The following is a 16,647-nucleotide window of genomic DNA, read 5'->3' on the forward strand; positions in this document are numbered from 1 at the left end:
GCAAAGAAGCGCTCCTACCTACCTTTACTTGCCGGAAAAAAGGCAATATATTATCCTTATTATTTTTTGTCTATGAATAATTTACCTTCAAATACGATAGTAAAAGAGCCTTCACAAATCATTATTGATGGCATCTACAGTTCATATTGGTTGAATGACTTTGTTGACGTTAAAGTACTTGTAGACGTATTTTCTGATGTCCGGTACAGGCGTCATAATCTACGGGAAGAAACAGATGATATAGATTGGCATTTTTGATGGGATCCGGTGGAAGATTATTATTTTCCGGCTTTACATCCTTTAAACATATTTGACTTAATAATTGTAAATGAATGGCAAATGAAATAACAGTATTCAATTAACGGATGCGATTGTTGAGTAAAAGTAAAGAACTATTTTTTGATAATGACGTATGGTTGAACGGAACAATGTGGCTTTCCGGCTATAAAAGTAAAGAACTTTATTAATACTCAACAGATGGATTATAATTTGGAATTTAGTATGTGAGTGGAACTGATTTTAATTTAAATCCTAGATTCTAAGATTGTAGAACGTGGAGCTTCAAACCCTTGAAAACAAAATGATTTAACTCGTTATAAAATCAGAGGTTTATAACGAGTTATTATAAAGGAAAAACATTATAAATGTTGTAAATAAAGACTTTTACTACGAATCCCGTTACAAATTTAGGGATACAGGTTAAATGGGATACTACAAAGAAGTTATTTGCCCAAGGCATCCCTGTAACAATGTTTGGCATTACAGGTTTTCGCAAAGAGTACAGCCTATCAATGGCATGAGATACGGGTTTACAATTGGTAAACTTTTTTCAATTCAGCTTTATCTATTCATGGGACGGAATGAAGTCATGGTAAATTTTTGTTGTTTCGTATATAAGACATAACAGTTTCTATCAGCTGCTTTTTTTCATTGCTTTTTTTAGATAATGCTTCAAAATGAATTTCATTATTAAAAGGATAACCTATTGGAATGGCAGCAATAGATTGGGTCTGAAGATATGGATCATTATGGAGCATGAGGTCGGAAACAATGCTGATTCCCAATCCTGCTGAAACGGATCGAAATAAAACGCTTGTGTTTTTTGTGTTAAATAAGATATTTAACGGTCTGTTTTGAGCTTCGAATTTTTTAATATTTACGTTGTAAAATTCTCGATCGAATAAAATAAAAGGATAATCTTGAATATCTTCTAAATTAATTGATTCACGGAATGCAAGCTTGGAATCACTTGGTACAATTGCTTTAAATCCGCTAGATAAGAATAAAGAATTAATTTCCATAGTGGAGTCTACCTCATGGTTATCCATTAATGAAATTAGACCAATATCCACATCATTTTTTTGTACTAAGTGAAAAATTTCATCATTTTCAGCCTCGGTGATACGTACTACGATTTGAGGGTAATCCTTTCTAAAATTTGAAAGTGCCTGTGGAAGAACAGTCATAAATAAAGATGGTGATGTTGCAATCGTTAAAGTTCCTCTAAGCGTTGCAGATAATGTACTGGCAGTTTGCCTTAATTTTGATTCGGTTTCGAGCATTTCCAGAATAATTGAGATAAGTTGTTTGCCGTTTTCAGTGGGTACTGTACCACTTCTTGACCGATTGAAAAGTTTATGTCCCATCTCCTTTTCCAAGCTTGCGATTGATTGACTCAAAGCCGATTGACTAACATGCAGTGCTTCGGACGCGTGTGTTATAGAACCATATTCTACAACAGCTTTAATATAATGTAACTGTTCGAAATTCAATGTCATCACTCCTTTACATAAGTTATGCTAATGTAAATATCACTAATTTTAATTATACAACATTATTATTAATATATATAATAAGTAACGTACTGTTTTTAAAGGGAGTTGTGAGTATTATGTCGGAAAAACTCTGGACAAAGGATTTTATGTTAATTACAATAGTGAACTTTCTTATGTATATTATTCACTATTCTTTAATTGTTACAATTACGGTATTTACGATTGAAGAATACCAAGCAAGCGAAGGAGCAGGAGGCTTAGCTGCTGGAATATTTATTATCGGTATGTTATTTGGAAGGTTATATTCCGGTAAGTATATTGACCAATGGCAGCCTAAATATATTTTAATAATCGGTCTTGTTGCTTCTGTTGCGACAATATCATTATATTTTACCATTCATAGTTTAGTGATTTTAATAATTGTTCGTTTCTTACACGGAATTGCTTTTGGTATTTCATCTACCTCTACTGGAGCGATTGCTTCAAAAATTGTTCCTGAACATCGTAAAGGGGAAGGCATTGGATATTACGCTTTAAGCTTAACTGTAGCATCCGCAGTTGGGCCGTTTGCTGGTATTTTAATTAATCAGCATTTTGGATTTGAAATGAACTTTGCTTTCTGTTTAGCGATCATTGCGGTGGCTTGTTTTATTGGATTGACAATAAAACAAATCAAAGTGGCTCCTATTCCAAAGCAAGAAGTCCAAAAACAACCTGCAGCAAAAGGGGTGGAGAAATACTTGCAAAGAGAAGTTTTACCAATTGCCTTCGTTTCGGTATTTATAGGGATTGCTTATGCAAGTGTACTTTCATTTTTAGAATCCTACGCTCAAGAAATTAATCTTGTCTCTGTTGCAAGCTTTTTCTTTATGGTTTATGCCGTAAGTACGCTGGTTTCACGTCCATTTACAGGAAGGATTTTTGACCGCTTTGGAGAAAACAAAGTGATATATCCATCCTTTTTAAGCTTTATGATTGGTTTAGGCTTATTAGCGGCAGCAACAAATGGTTTTTTGCTCTTATTATCCGCTGTTTTTATCGGATTAGGTTATGGAACATTAATTCCAAGTTTTCAAGCAGTTGCTGTCAAGTCCTCACCAAAAGAAAAGATTGGACTTGCTACATCAACATTTTATATGTTTACGGACTTCGGTGCAGGCCTTGCTCCACTTCTTCTTGGTATGTTGATTCCATTATTAGGATACCGCAACTTGTACTGGTTCATGGCTCTTTTAGTTATTGTTGTTTCCGTTTTATACTATTTCCTACATGGCAAAAAAGCATGGCGACACAGGGAGAAAGTATGACGAAATAAAATATACTAACTATAGCTTCAAACCAGGGAGTTGGAACACCCTAATCAATATTTAGAGGCAAAAATGGTCTCATAAAGAAGTTAAAGGAAATCGAAAGGAGAGGATCGCACCAATCAAAGCAGTACTAGGGGCAAGTCAAGATGTCATTCCTAAATTCCAAAATGATCGAAGATATCAGTATACCTCGAAAGAATATTGCTTATGATGACAGAAGATAGGATTACACTCAGTAATCCTTTTATGGGAAATATATTGATAATGCGCCATTAGAAAGCTTTTTTGAGCATTTTAAAATGGAGCGTTATGACCGGAGACAATATAAGCGTTATAAAGAATTAGTAGAGTGAGAATAGTTTTAGCTGAGCCGAACCCCCTTTGATGACCAGGGTTTCGGCTCTTTACTTTATTTGTCATTGACACGAATATATTCGCAATTTAGGTATATAATACAAGCGCATCATCATGTATATGCTATTTTGTGTGGGGAGAATATGTTACATATTGTGGTTTGGACAATCATTATTTATACTCGAACAAGTACATGTATTGTTACTTTTCCATTCAGAGAAGGCCTATCTTAATTATGAAAACTGCCCAAAATCATAAAGTCCACAACAATCCCACTCACTGGATTTTCCGAACCCAATACACTTATGCCTAGAACGGTTACACCACTAATATTTGTAACATTGGCCGAAACATATTTTCCAGTAATGTTCTTCTCACGCATTTGCACTCTTGGTCTTGCATTTATCGTAGCATTTGTTGAATATACGCTTGATACCGCATAATCAATCGTATCTAATAATGGGTTTCCATTTGCTAATCCATTATCTGTGAAATAAAGTGTAGCTACACCATTTGCATTTGACGTAGCCTGTCCATAAACCATTCGTTTTTCTTTTTGCGGGTTTTGCTCTCCAGCCTCATATATTTGAATAGCTGTCGGACCCAATGTAAAGAATTCAATACTCATAACTAATCCCCCTCGTATTCTTTAATAGAAATTAAAAAGCATGACAGTATAATGTATTCAAACTTCCAAAAAAGTGCGGTAATCTAAACAGACCTTTTCTTATATGAGGTGTTTATGATGAAAATAGATAAATTTCTTTGTGCCCTGCCAGTATCTGGCGGGCACAAAGGGAGTACGTTTATTCTAGGTGTCAAATGTCCCAGAGGATGTTGCTGCGAAATTAACAACTTGCAGGATAACAGTTTGGTTTGCTGGAATGGACCCTCCGCCAGCAGGAACAGCAATGTCTAATGAGCCAGTCCCTGTAGCACCTGGTGTATATGTTGATATGCCTTGCATTTGCTCAACACCGTTAATTTCCACAGTGAAATAACTATTATCTTCTGCAAGTTCTGGAAGTGTCGTTACCGCTTCACCATCATCCCCCAGGAAACTTGCAGCATCAATAGATAAGGTACTTCCTGCTGCTGTATCTTCTGTTGTGATGTAAAAGAATTTTGCGGACTCAGGATTAACATCTGTGTCAATTGTACCGCTAATAGCGATTTTCATTAATTGAAGTGCCATATTCATTTTCACCTCCATTTTATATCAACCACATTTTATTCTATGAAGAGGAGTTGGAAATGCTTGGTCAGACGAATTAGTTCGTATTGAAAGTTAACAAAATGCCCCATTAAAAAAGGCATATTTATTACATAGCAAGGTAATATTATCCTTTAACCGTGACAAACAGAAGCGTAATTGGGGCGTCCTTTGGAGGGAGGTCACTGGATTCTAAGTGAAGAATACCTTCCTCGACAGTGTAAATGGACGGGGGCTGCAACACGCCGTTGACAAATAAATTTAGAGTGGAAACATTGTCCGGATCAAGTATATCACTGCTTCCATATTGCTTTAATGCATCTTTATTCGTATAAACCTTTTTCCCTTCTTCGGCAAGGGTAAGGTATTGGACAGTCTCCACTCCTATGGGGGTTGGTGTATATTCAGGGGATATATTGACTGTAATGGATGGATTAAATATAGGATTAAATGTATTTGTATTGGAAGTGCTATTTTTATTTCTCTCATGAATCCTTTTGCGCTCTTTATGACAATGATGGCAGTGGCAATTTGGACAAGAATCCCTGCCACGTAGCTTTCTACTATGATAATAGCTTTCATTCAACGGTATTTCACCCCCTCCTACATGAAATTTTGATCTGCTTTTCTGTATCTTATTTAAAAAGAAGGTGATTTGACTGTGCAGCTGGCTGTATTTGGCAAGTAAAAAATGTATGTTCCTTGCCGTCCCGAATTATTGCAGTATGAATGATTCCTTGTAACGGAAATTTTCACCGTTAAAAAGCATTATATTGAACAAGAAGACCGTCTTTCAAATATATAGAAAGAAGGGTATCTTTTTTGAATGGCATGTGTTATACTACAAATAACTTAATTGTTCGTGCTAGCAATACAGGATTTATGTCATAACTTCACAATTTATATCATCGTCTTGAATTATTATCAGAACAACCAAAGTAATAAATGTGTGCATTATGCACAATGGAGGAATTTCATATGAACACAGGTTCAGTAAAATGGTTTAACGCAGACAAAGGTTTTGGATTTATCGAAGTTGAAGGTGGAGACGATGTATTCGTACACTTCTCAGCAATTCAAGGCGAAGGTTTCAAAACATTAGAAGAAGGTCAAGCAGTTACTTTCGACATCGAAGAAGGTAACCGTGGACCACAAGCAACTAACGTTGTAAAATAATAATTTATAATTGATAAAGAGCTCTTCTGTCACAGAAGGGCTTTTTATTTTGCCGTATAAATAGAAAACAATCCGATGTAAGAATTGAATAAGAGATAGATCAGCAGCTGCTTCATTAATGTATTAACGTGCAGGTTATTTTTGTAAGCTAAACCGATACGATTCATTGAACTTGTGTAATCTTTTTAACTATAAGTGTTCAAGTGAGGAAGCAAATCATCGGAAGTATATACCAATGTTGGAATCATGAATACATAGCATATCTCAAGATGAAGTACTATAATAAAATATTTATGAAAGTGGTGTTGATTACATAAATACAGCTAAGGATCGGTTACTTAAAATTCTGGATGAAATACCTGAACAAGGAAGTAGATAAAATTCATGATTTTGCAAAGTTTACGGAAGTATTTTTTGTCGATTAGCAATCCATAAGAAACGACCCAAGCTGAAATGAGCTAAAAAAGGTAATGTAAATATCCCATATGAACAAAGGAGAACAGAAGATGAGAAAACTTGTTCTATTTTTGCATGCATCGCTAGACGGTTTTGTAGAAGGACCTAACGGTGAAATGGACATTGGCTGGGTTTCCTACGATGCTGATTTGGAGAACCACGCAAAAGAAATTCTGAGTACTGCCGACACGGTTATTTGGGGACGCGGGACTTATCAGATGATGCACAGTTACTGGCCATCTGTACCTTCGAATCCATCCGCTTCAGAGTATGAACGGAATCATGCCGAGTGGATCGAAAAGACAGACAAAATCGTTTTTTCTACGACGCTGGAAGAAGTCGAATGGAACAATTCGAGATTGGTGAAAGAAGAGGCAGAGGAAGAAATCAAGAAGCTCAAGCAGCAGCCAGGCAAGGATATGGTTATCCTTGGCAGTCCCAGGTTCGCACACTACCTTATGCAGCTTAATTTAATTGATGAGTATAAAATTACGGTTTCTCCTATCTTGATTGGCAGCGGATTATCGTTATTTCAGGGCATTAAGAAGAAGGTTCATCTTAAACTGATTGAAAATAAATCCTTTGATTCTGGAGCTTTAGGTCTTGTTTATCAGACGGTAAGATGATCTTTTCGCCTAAAGGCAATTAGTGGAATGGGAACGATAATTCAATAAAAGGCTGGGACAAAACCCAGTAAATAAAAATAAGATGTGGTGCTTACGTAATAGACTGAGTTCCGCGTCTTTTTATATTTTAGTAAATAGAAACGGACACCTTTTGATAAAATTAAAGTTGCCGTATAATAATCTTTGGCAGTGTCCATCTATTTAAACGTTTTAACATAAATTAAGTTATTTTGCCGTTAGGTTTAGAGATTAAATTAAAAAGAAAATGATATTTCCTATGCAGTTAATGACCTTGTTGAAAGTATCCCCGATGAATATTTCAAGGATTTCCTGCGACAAATTGGCTGTCTGTCTATCATCCTCACATGATGTTGAAGGTCAACTATGTGGATATGCGGAAGCTGTATTCTCAGGATGAAAAATAGAGGTTTACAGAAAAGAAGCGTTTGCATGGTGTGGTTAGCGCCAGGAGAAGAAACGAGTTGCCATACGATTAAACGTTTTCGTTTCAATCTGTTTATTGAATAGAAGTAGTAACAGTTGCTCAAAACCCCTTGGTAATACTGGGGTTTTAGGGGACTTATTTTTTTAAAAGGCACAGTTATGGTACACTTTGATAAGTGGTGCTTATATATTGGTTGCTGCTGTAGTGTTCAATTTGTGTATCATCGCTTATTTTAGCTAAATAAAACTGCATAATCTATCGGCAACTTGAAAATAAAACAGCAACAAGCGTATTTAATAGCTTGCTGCTGGCTATATTATTTTATCAGTTGAGGCATATAAGAATTTACTCTAATAATTTTATTATTTCGAGTTGAAGAGTAAAAAGAATAGGTCTGTGAATACTCTCTTCCTTGAATATCGCAGAACATAATATCAAATTCCCATCTTATATCAGTAGTGGGATTAATTTCGTCTAAATTTTCATTAATAGCAGACAAGTATAAACAAAATTCAGTTAGTTTCTCAACACGTAAAACATCCGTATCAATAGGTTCTCTAACCCCCAGAATATTGTATCCATTGTCATAATTATCTTTAAAATCTATAGCAATATGTTCCATACCCTCGGGCTTCATATCATTATCTAAATATTTAAGATGAATACCAAAAGCAATACTAGGCCCTTCATTGATTATTTTGAAAGGAATCGAGATAATATTAATGTTTTCTACCTTTTCCATTTCTCCTTCAAATCTATGATTTTTGTATTTTGGAACAAGAGATAGATAAGGTAAATACTTTAAACGTTCATTTTCTTCATTAATCATTAATTGCTCTTGATGCTTTTTTTCTGATAACTCCATGTTTTCGATATGATTCTCTTGCTGTAGCTTCATTGCTTCTTTACTTCTTTTATTCGTAAAATAAAGAGTGATGTAACATACAGCCAAAGATGTTAAAACAGGTACTATAATTTTAATAACATCTAGCATTAAAACCCCCCTTTGTCTTTATGAAATACTATCAAATGTTTTTATACTATTCAATAGATACTAGGCTCCAAGAATTCGGTTAAATAGCTTTAAGATATTCTTCGGACCACCTGCATTAAGAACTAATCTAGATGCAATAATCCCAGTGTTTAGAAAGTCAATTAATTTGCTAAGTCCACGCTTGAATTCAAGATACAAGACAATCACAACAATTGATCATTTGATAAAAAATATTTTCTATTTCTCTTTCGTATAATTTCATATTATTACTACTTAGTGAAAAAACGCCATCTAGACATTTTTTTACAAGCAAATACACTTAATTACTGAATGTTTTCTTCTTATGTTAGTTTAGTAGAATTTAATGAAAATGGAGATGTAGAATCCTATTTTTTGGTACAATCCCGTTTTCATGTATTTCAATAACCTTTTCTAATTCCTTATAAAAAAAGACGTTTTAATTGAAACGTCTTTTGTAAAAGATATCAAATATTTCTAGTGATAAACCTAAATAGTGTATTTCTTGAAAAGACTTTAAAATCAATGTTTTCCTTCAATATTATGAACCCTTAAAGTAGAAAGGTAATAATTAAATAATAATGTAAATGATAATAAATAGTGAAGTAACATGAATAAAAGTACTACATGTTGAAAATGATAAAGCCACCTAAACAGAATCCCAAATTAGCCTATTTATTAGCAGCTAACACTTCAAAATCCAGCGTACCCTGCTCGACACCGTTCACAATAAGCGTAACCGAATGGATGCCTGTATAATGCTTCCTTGTACTTAAATTTGCAAAAGAATGTTTTTTTGTATAAGTCTTCGTTTCGTTTTTCTTTAAAGAAAGCTCGGATATTTGGAATATTTTACGGTTTCGCTTTCCGTTTGCTTTTACATAATCAATGCCATATTCCAGCCGAACCTTAGTTGCTTTTTTTGCCTCAATCTTAAAAGAAAAGACTATATTCTCGCCAATGGAAATAGACGTAGCACCTAGCGTAAAGGCGTCAACATCCACGTAATCGGCATCTGCAAATCCAAAGATGGCCAATACATCCCTGTTGGCCTTTTTAAGAAGTGTCCTGCACCCGTGCTTTACAATCCAATCCGTATGCTCGTTTTGACCGTACCAATCCTTGGCAATTTCTGCAACCAGGTCAGGATGTGTTTTGGAAATATCGTTTAGGTTATTGGCCACGCTTTTACGAACATACAGTGATGGGTCAGCTTTAAGCTGTTCTAAAATACCAAGAACTGGCGATGGGTCTTTTTTGAAACTGGCTAATGCTTGTCCCCATGGCAGTTGAGGACGGCAGCCTTCACTGGCAAGCCGCCGGACATGCTCATTGTCATGCTTTGCCCAGGCAGCCATCTGGGACATCATACGCTCTTCATAGTTTATGATAAATGGTCTCACGGCGAACTCAGAAGAGGAGGACGAGGTATATTTTTCTAAAGCAGCAATTGACAGATCCCAATGGCGTTCATCCTGCCCATAGACTTCAACAAAATCTGGTAAATACATTAAAGTAAAGTCGTTAAATCCTGCAGGATAACCCGCAATGACCTCATCAAGGATACCAAGCGCCTGTTCATAATCGGCTGGTAAATACTTTCCTAATCTTATAGCAATTTGCCGCATACGTGCTTTCAATCCTAACTCATTCCATCTTTCGTCCATAATGTCGTTGACAAAATCATCAACTTGAAACGGATAATATACAGATCGAATACTTAAAGCCAGCTCGTGAACGGACTCGTAATTATACTTGTTTTTTAGTAATTCTGCCATATGTTTCTCCTTCCAAATGGTGTGTAGATGCCCCCGCAATTAATGGGATAACAAAGGAATAAATGCCTTTATCACGGAGAACCGCCCGTAAAACTCCCGCCTCAAAATAAAGAGCGAAAATAGATTTATTTAGGCGGGAGATAACGGGCGCTAACTCCCTGAATCACTTAGGCTAATTCAGTGGGAGAAGGGCGAAAACTCCCACTGAATGAAGTTTCGTTTTATAGTCAAGCTGATTTAATCCCTTTCACATGCTAATATGTGGCTATTATAGCTTAATATTTTATAAAAGCATAGATACAACCTCATGCCTGAGGCGGATTCCTTTATATATTAATATAAATAATTACAAAAGCCTGTAAATCCTCCTTATTTTCAAGGAGTTGCAGTCATTCATTGTCTGTATAACTATAAATATTCAAATGATGAAGCAAATAATCGCGACTATATATCAATGTTGGAATCATGAATATATAGTGTAACGAAACATGAAGTGATATAATAAAATATTCATGAAAGTGGTGATGAATACATGAATATAGCTAAGGATCGGTTACTTAAAATTATTGATGAAATACCTGAACAAGAAGTGGATAAAATTCTGGATTTTGCGGAGTTTTTAAAAGCTAAAAGCGATAAAAGTTTATCTGAGGATTTAGCAAAACCTAGTGAGAGCAGCCTGGATTTTTGGGATAATGACATTGACGATGAGGTTTGGAACAATGTATAAACAAGGTCATATTGTTTTAATACCAGTTCCATTCAGTGATTTAAAATAACAAAAGCAGCGTGCTGTGCTCATTATTTCAAATAATAGTTGTTGGCTTTATTGTATTTGATAATATAGTTTTAACAATTATTTTCATCATTCTTGGCAGTATGAGTGGTCTGATATTTGCTGCTAAAAAGTGCAACGAAGATTCTTATTCTTAGGAAGGGAATTAAAATTATTTTAGAATCGGGCGTAATTGTTGCGCAACAGAGACAGGAAATAGGTATAAAAGTCAAATGGTCTATTTATACAATAAAATAAGAAATTGTTTTGATGAAATGTCTGAGAGAGCTATATTACAATGAATCTAAGTATGAAAGGTTAGGAGGTAGCGGATGACAAAAGAATTTAAAAAATACATTAAAGAAGTCCAGGCGAAAAAAGACCAAGTAATAGAATGGAGTGCTTACTTAGAGAACGGGCTGTATACGTTGGATAAAGATCTTAGAACTGTTTTTAATACAACAAAAACTGCTCATCCTATGGTTAATAACCTTAAAAATACAAAAAAAGAGGATCAACTTTCACTGGAAATAGAAGATTCCAGGCTGAAGTATTTCAATGGAAGTATCTTATGGTTCTGTATTAATGGCGATATCAAAATTTTTTCAGATGATGAGGTGCTTGTCATTTGTGCCAATAAAGAAAGTTATCAAAGGAAAACAACAAACTATACTTATTTTTCACCTTTCTTCCGTATTCCCTCATTAATCAATCGAGACGCTAGGAACAACATGTTGACGGAAGAATTCGTTCATTTTGAAGATGAAACAGATAACGATGCAGATTTCATTTTGAAAGCAGTATATGATGATTATCGTAGTTATTTCAATTATCTAACGCTTTATTCAAAGGTTGATTATCAAACGTTGAAACACTTATTGAACACAAGTTCAAATGGGAAGCATATCCATCAGTTTGAGAAAATAATAGAAAAAGTTTCCCCAGAATTGCTTTCTCTAAATTTGCCGTTTATCAACTTACACGGCGATTTGTGGTCTGATAACATTCTTTTAACTGATGAGGCAGGGGAAAAAACTTTATGGTATATCGACTGGGAAACTGCAGGTAAATATGTTTTCTTCTATGATTTTTTCAAATTTATTTGGAACGAATTAGATGTACATCATAATTATTCCTATTACCAGAGGTATATAGCTGGGGAATTTGACGAAGGGTTAACAAATCTTTTCGCTATTTTCCATCTAACGTTTGAGCCCAAGTATCGACAATCTTATTTTTGTCTCTTTTTCCTAAATTTTATTCTTCATGATACAGATAATATAGCGTTTGAATACAAATATGAGGAAATAATTAACTTTGAACGTAAGGTTTTCCCGTTCATGTCTTAAGGCGTTAACCATATTATAAAGTGTATAACCTATACTTGAAGAACAGAAAAATCGTACCGCCATCTTCCCAGTAAATAGCGGTACGATTTCCATCAAACATATTTAAGTTTTCCATTTGCTCTAACCTTGCTTAAGATTTCGAAAACGAACAAAACCTTATTTCGCAGGCAACCCAAGCGCTTTGGCTATTCCATCCGCATGCCCTTGTGCTATTTTTTCTATAGATGCAGCACTTTTCAGCTTGTCCGCATCTGCTGCATTATCGATAAACCCATTTTCCGTTAAAATGGCTGGTGCACTTGATTCGCGTAAGACATGTAAATTGGCTTGTTTTTTCCCGCGATCGGTGAATCCTGTTTGTTCCACCGTTTCATTGTGGATTGTATTTCTTATGGCGTTGGTTCTCTCCTTATTTTCATAGCTTCCGTTCCATGTAAAAGATTCATAGCCAGTAGAATTACCTGCGTTGATATGTATGGAAACAAAAAAGTTAGCTCCCCAATTATTTGCTTCATTAGTTCTCGCATTTAATGACTTGGTAACGTCGGACGTCCGGGAAAGCTTAATCGTGTGACCGCTATACTGCTCATTTAAAATGTCTCTGGTCCTCAATGCGATATCCAGTGTTATATCCTTTTCCTGTAATCCGTTCGCTGATGCTCCTGGGTCAGATCCGCCGTGTCCTGGATCGATATAAATGCGCGTATTTGCTGCTTCTGCTGCATGATGGGAAATCGTCATACCTATTAGGGCAATTCCCAAAATGATAGAAACAAATAGAAACTTTTTTAAGCCTCGTTTTCCTTGTTTTGAAAAGATAATGCTGCCTCCTCCTTCTATTATAGTTATTCAACCATTTTAGAATCTATTAAAAAATTTGTCGATAGGTCGATATGTTGATAGATTGACAAAGTATATTTCCATATGTTTAAAAATCTGTAAAGCGACAGGTGCTGGAAACACCATTTGACACCTTTTATTCATTTAACATCCAAAATTTCAAAAACATTTTTAATCCTGACATACTAGATGTCAAGTTAGGAGGGTGGTGAACTGGAGGCATTAGTACTTCTGCATTTTTAAATCACGAGTGTTGATTAACCAATAATATACACAAAAAGACACCTATCTTGTAGAATGTTAACAAACATACAATCTACATAGGGGCGTCTTTATGACAAAGAATACTATATTCCATAACTTTTTTTAAAATAGCACAAGTATTGATTATCCAAAATTAAACAGAAACACCGCTTGAAAATATTCATATCTTTTCAAATCAATAGCCATTTCTGATTGCCAATCCACTGGGTCACTCATTCGCAAAAATGATTGAACATACATTAGTCCATAGGAATTTCAGTTTCATCTTTTTTATGAATAGCTTCTGTTCCTGCCTCCAAGGCTGTCTTGTAATACCAACGTTTATGCTTGATGACCTCCATCGTCTTGTTCATTTTTTCCAGCTGTGCTTCTACCGTAGCTTCTCGTTCGATAAACATGTCATATCTTTGTTGCAATGTGGAATCTCCCTCAGAAATCCAATCAATAAATGTTTTAATTTCCTTAATAGGCATCCCTGTATCCTTTAGACATTCAATGACATTTAAAGTTTGGATATCGGATTCTTTAAACACTCTTGTCCCGCTAGCTGTACGTTCTACAAAAGGCATAAGCCCTTCTTTATCGTAGTAACGCAGGGTATATACAGTCAGATTCAATTCTTTAGCAGCCTCACTGATAGAATATGTCTTCATCATTACTCACCTTTCTTTTTTAAAATATAGACTTCGATATAACTCTAGGATATCGTGATATATTCTGAGTGTCAAAAGCCTTAATAAACTATATGATTTAAAAAATTTTATAAAAGCGCTTGACCTCGAGTTGACTGGAAGGCTTAACATTTGTTTTGTAAGAGAAAATAACGCAGAGGTACAAGCGTATTCTCATTAAATCATAAGGAGTGGTTTTCATGACAACGATGAAAGGTAAAGTAGCACTGGCAACTGGAGCAAAAGGCGGAATGGGACTGGCAACGGCACAATTGTTTGCAAAAGAAGGAGCAAGTGTGGCCTTAGTGGATATAAACGAACCTAAACAAGAAGCACAAGCCTTAGTTGATGCAGGCTATCAGGCGATATCCATCCAATGTGATGTTTCAGACGAAGAAGCTGTTAAAGCAATGGTAGAAAAAACAGTTGATACATTTGGAAGGTTAGATTATGCATTTAACAATGCTGGTATTCAAAACCCGGTCACAGACACAGTTGATTTAGAAGAAGACGTTTTCGATAATGTCATGGATGTTAATGCGAAGGGCGTTTGGCTCTGCATGAAATATGAATTGAAACAATTTGAGAAACAAGGCAGTGAAGGAGCTATTGTTAACTGTTCTTCTATGGGAGGAATTGTTGGTGTTCCTGGCCGTTCCGTGTACCACGCATCTAAACACGGAGTAATTGGATTAACGAAGAGTACTGCCTTAGAAGTTGCCTCAAAAGGCATCCGGGTTAACGCAGTTCTACCAGGAATCATCGAAACGCCAATGGTTGAAAATATGTTAATTAATGAAAGTGATGCGATGGAGGAATTAATCAACCAACTCCCTATTCGCCGTATAGGCAAAGCAGAGGAAGTTGCTTCCGTTGTTCACTGGTTATGTTCACCGGCCGCAACCTATGTCATTGGTCAATCAATATCCGTGGATGGAGGATATACAGTTCAATAATTATCTGAAGATACTCTTTACGGGGAAAAGGTTATTCCAAGGGTAAAAGAATTACTAAAAGAAAATAAAGTTTTATAAAAAAAGAAGCTGCCATGAAATAATCATAGCAGTTTCTCTTTTATAGTTATTTAAAAATCATGATGTAGCTTCCGCGATAGAGCGTTTATTTCCTTTGTAAATGAAATAAACAGCAATCATCATAAATAGCATCGCAACAAGACGCTTCCAATCTAACGGGATGACTAAGCTATCGAACCAGCCAAAATGATCAATAATCACACTAATTCCAAGCTGTCCGCTGATAATAGCAACATTAGCCGCGATGACGCCAATTCTTGGAACAGCTATGACAGAGAGAAGTAAGAACCCCGTACCTAAAAATGCAGCGCTTAACTGCCATGCTGGTGCTGACAGTATTCCTAGGACATTACCTTGGCCAAAAAATATAATAATAATTGTCAGAAACACTAATCCGGTTAACATAGTTAAAAACGTCGTTTCAATGGTGCCAGCTCTTCGGCTGAATGTTCCATGGACGGATGATTGTGCGCTTAATGTGATACCACCTAATAAAGTAAATAGAATCATTAATATCTCCATTAGTAGACCTCCTAGTTAATTAATATAAGAGCAATTATCATAGAAATAACTGCAAATACTTTTTCCTTGTTAATTTTGGTTTGTTTAATGCCAAACCAGCCATAGTGTTCAATCACCATACTCATAATCAGTTGACCGATAATTACGGTAACCATCGTTATACCAACACCAACAAAAGGAACGCTGATCACGATAGCTGTTAAATATACAACGCCTAAGATTCCTCCAAGCAGGGACCATTTTGGTGCCTCCATCGCATAGGAAAGCTTCCCTTTTCCAAAGAATAGCCATAATAATCCCATGATGAGTGTCCCCATAAAGAAGTTATAAAAACTGGTTTCCAGCTCTCCTATTGATTCTCCAAGCTGCCCGTATATTGCGCTTTCGAAGCTGAGTGCTGTTCCTGCTAATACTGCTAAAATATATGCTAAGTAGCGCATGAAATAATATCCTCCTAAATCATTATATTTAAATATCTAGAATTATCGATATAAAGGCGCATAAAAAAACAGAAACCTGTCATCGACTTAGATTTCTGTTTTAAAATATTCAGCTAACCGAGATAATGTTTCTTCGTTTCGCCGATAATAAGTCCATTGACCATAACGAACAGATTCTAAGAGACCTGCATTTTGCATCATATTCAGGTATTGGGAAACCGTAGATTGAGAAGCTTTCGCTTTTTCTTGAATATCACCAACACATACTCCTCCTTTAACGCTTACTCCCTTTGGCAGATGAGCGCCCTGTTTAGGGAAGTGCTTCTCCGGATCCTTCAACCACTTCAAAATGTTCAGTCGAGTTTCATTTGATAACGCCTTAAATACATCAATTGGTTCCATGGTGATTATTATATATCGAACTTTCACGATATGTCAATTTAGGGGATTGAAATTTATTCTTATAATTTAGCTCATGGTGCAACGAAACTTGAGGTTCATAAGGTGAGTCGTTCTATTTCTATTGTTTATTTTCTAAGACTGTCCATTGTGATGCAGTAACGGAAAAAATCCAGCATAAAAGGATTTAGGAAAGTGTAGTGTAAAT

The 16,647-nt window shown here is 35.6% G+C and carries 17 protein-coding genes; 6 read left to right on the top strand and 11 right to left on the bottom strand.

Annotation, left to right across the window (positions count from 1 at the left end):
- Window positions 1-866: 866 nt before the first annotated feature.
- On the bottom strand, window positions 867-1,772 hold the full coding sequence (locus tag MKY65_RS06810) for a LysR family transcriptional regulator (RefSeq protein ID WP_339183470.1): 906 nt from the start codon (window positions 1,770-1,772) through the stop codon (window positions 867-869).
- Window positions 1,773-1,891: 119 nt separating this feature from the next.
- Between MKY65_RS06810 and MKY65_RS06815 the strand changes: the two genes are divergently transcribed.
- Window positions 1,892-3,082, top strand: coding sequence for an MFS transporter (locus tag MKY65_RS06815; RefSeq protein WP_339183472.1), 1,191 nt, complete (start codon window positions 1,892-1,894; stop codon window positions 3,080-3,082).
- Between the two features lie 586 nt (window positions 3,083-3,668).
- On the opposite strand, the gene MKY65_RS06820 is transcribed toward MKY65_RS06815, so the two are convergent.
- From MKY65_RS06820 to MKY65_RS06830, 3 genes are all read right to left on the bottom strand, one after another.
- On the bottom strand, window positions 3,669-4,067 hold the full coding sequence (locus MKY65_RS06820) for a hypothetical protein (RefSeq protein WP_339183474.1): 399 nt from the start codon (window positions 4,065-4,067) through the stop codon (window positions 3,669-3,671).
- A 183-nt stretch (window positions 4,068-4,250) separates the two neighbouring features.
- Window positions 4,251-4,634, bottom strand: a complete 384-nt coding sequence (locus MKY65_RS06825; RefSeq protein ID WP_042536064.1) for a DUF4183 domain-containing protein — start codon at window positions 4,632-4,634, stop codon at window positions 4,251-4,253.
- A gap of 145 nt (window positions 4,635-4,779) precedes the next feature.
- On the bottom strand, window positions 4,780-5,238 hold the full coding sequence (locus tag MKY65_RS06830) for a DUF4183 domain-containing protein (protein ID WP_339183476.1): 459 nt from the start codon (window positions 5,236-5,238) through the stop codon (window positions 4,780-4,782).
- 392 nt (window positions 5,239-5,630) lie between these two features.
- Here MKY65_RS06830 and MKY65_RS06835 point away from each other — a divergent pair, with 392 nt between their 5' ends.
- Window positions 5,631-5,828: a cold-shock protein gene (locus MKY65_RS06835; RefSeq protein ID WP_042532689.1), complete on the top strand. Its 198-nt coding sequence runs from the start codon at window positions 5,631-5,633 to the stop codon at window positions 5,826-5,828.
- Between the two features lie 506 nt (window positions 5,829-6,334).
- Window positions 6,335-6,910 carry a dihydrofolate reductase family protein gene (locus tag MKY65_RS06840; RefSeq protein WP_339183479.1) on the top strand — a complete coding sequence of 192 codons (576 nt, stop codon included), beginning with the start codon at window positions 6,335-6,337 and terminating at the stop codon, window positions 6,908-6,910.
- Window positions 6,911-7,671: 761 nt separating this feature from the next.
- Here MKY65_RS06840 and MKY65_RS06845 read toward each other — a convergent pair.
- Window positions 7,672-8,349, bottom strand: a complete 678-nt coding sequence (locus tag MKY65_RS06845; RefSeq protein ID WP_339183481.1) for a hypothetical protein — start codon at window positions 8,347-8,349, stop codon at window positions 7,672-7,674.
- 689 nt (window positions 8,350-9,038) lie between these two features.
- Window positions 9,039-10,145 carry a DNA alkylation repair protein gene (locus MKY65_RS06850; RefSeq protein WP_339183482.1) on the bottom strand — a complete coding sequence of 369 codons (1,107 nt, stop codon included), beginning with the start codon at window positions 10,143-10,145 and terminating at the stop codon, window positions 9,039-9,041.
- Window positions 10,146-10,677: 532 nt separating this feature from the next.
- On the opposite strand from MKY65_RS06850, the gene MKY65_RS06855 reads away from it, so the two are divergent.
- Window positions 10,678-10,875: a DUF2281 domain-containing protein gene (locus tag MKY65_RS06855; protein ID WP_339183484.1), complete on the top strand. Its 198-nt coding sequence runs from the start codon at window positions 10,678-10,680 to the stop codon at window positions 10,873-10,875.
- Window positions 10,876-11,252: 377 nt separating this feature from the next.
- Window positions 11,253-12,269 carry a phosphotransferase gene (locus MKY65_RS06860; RefSeq protein WP_339183485.1) on the top strand — a complete coding sequence of 339 codons (1,017 nt, stop codon included), beginning with the start codon at window positions 11,253-11,255 and terminating at the stop codon, window positions 12,267-12,269.
- Window positions 12,270-12,425: 156 nt separating this feature from the next.
- Here MKY65_RS06860 and MKY65_RS06865 read toward each other — a convergent pair whose 3' ends face one another.
- The gene (locus tag MKY65_RS06865) at window positions 12,426-13,010 is read right to left on the bottom strand and encodes an N-acetylmuramoyl-L-alanine amidase (RefSeq protein WP_339183487.1); all 585 of its coding nucleotides are present in this window, start codon (window positions 13,008-13,010) and stop codon (window positions 12,426-12,428) included.
- A 602-nt stretch (window positions 13,011-13,612) separates the two neighbouring features.
- Window positions 13,613-14,026, bottom strand: coding sequence for a MerR family transcriptional regulator (locus tag MKY65_RS06870; protein ID WP_339185149.1), 414 nt, complete (start codon window positions 14,024-14,026; stop codon window positions 13,613-13,615).
- 218 nt (window positions 14,027-14,244) lie between these two features.
- On the opposite strand from MKY65_RS06870, the gene MKY65_RS06875 reads away from it, so the two are divergent.
- Window positions 14,245-15,000, top strand: coding sequence for an SDR family oxidoreductase (locus MKY65_RS06875; RefSeq protein ID WP_339183489.1), 756 nt, complete (start codon window positions 14,245-14,247; stop codon window positions 14,998-15,000).
- Window positions 15,001-15,135: 135 nt separating this feature from the next.
- Here MKY65_RS06875 and MKY65_RS06880 read toward each other — a convergent pair whose 3' ends face one another.
- The 3 genes from MKY65_RS06880 to MKY65_RS06890 all read right to left on the bottom strand — a co-directional run bounded on the left by MKY65_RS06880 (window position 15,136) and on the right by MKY65_RS06890 (window position 16,442).
- Window positions 15,136-15,600 carry a DMT family transporter gene (locus tag MKY65_RS06880; RefSeq protein ID WP_339183491.1) on the bottom strand — a complete coding sequence of 155 codons (465 nt, stop codon included), beginning with the start codon at window positions 15,598-15,600 and terminating at the stop codon, window positions 15,136-15,138.
- Between the two features lie 11 nt (window positions 15,601-15,611).
- On the bottom strand, window positions 15,612-16,040 hold the full coding sequence (locus MKY65_RS06885; RefSeq protein ID WP_339183492.1) for a DMT family transporter: 429 nt from the start codon (window positions 16,038-16,040) through the stop codon (window positions 15,612-15,614).
- Window positions 16,041-16,127: 87 nt separating this feature from the next.
- Window positions 16,128-16,442 (bottom strand): metalloregulator ArsR/SmtB family transcription factor, encoded by a 315-nt coding sequence (locus tag MKY65_RS06890; protein ID WP_339183493.1) that lies wholly within the window; start codon window positions 16,440-16,442, stop codon window positions 16,128-16,130.
- Window positions 16,443-16,647: the final 205 nt, after the last annotated feature.

It is taken from the genome of Oceanobacillus sp. FSL W7-1293, assembly GCF_037969815.1.
Classification (GTDB): domain Bacteria; phylum Bacillota; class Bacilli; order Bacillales; family Amphibacillaceae; genus Oceanobacillus; species Oceanobacillus oncorhynchi.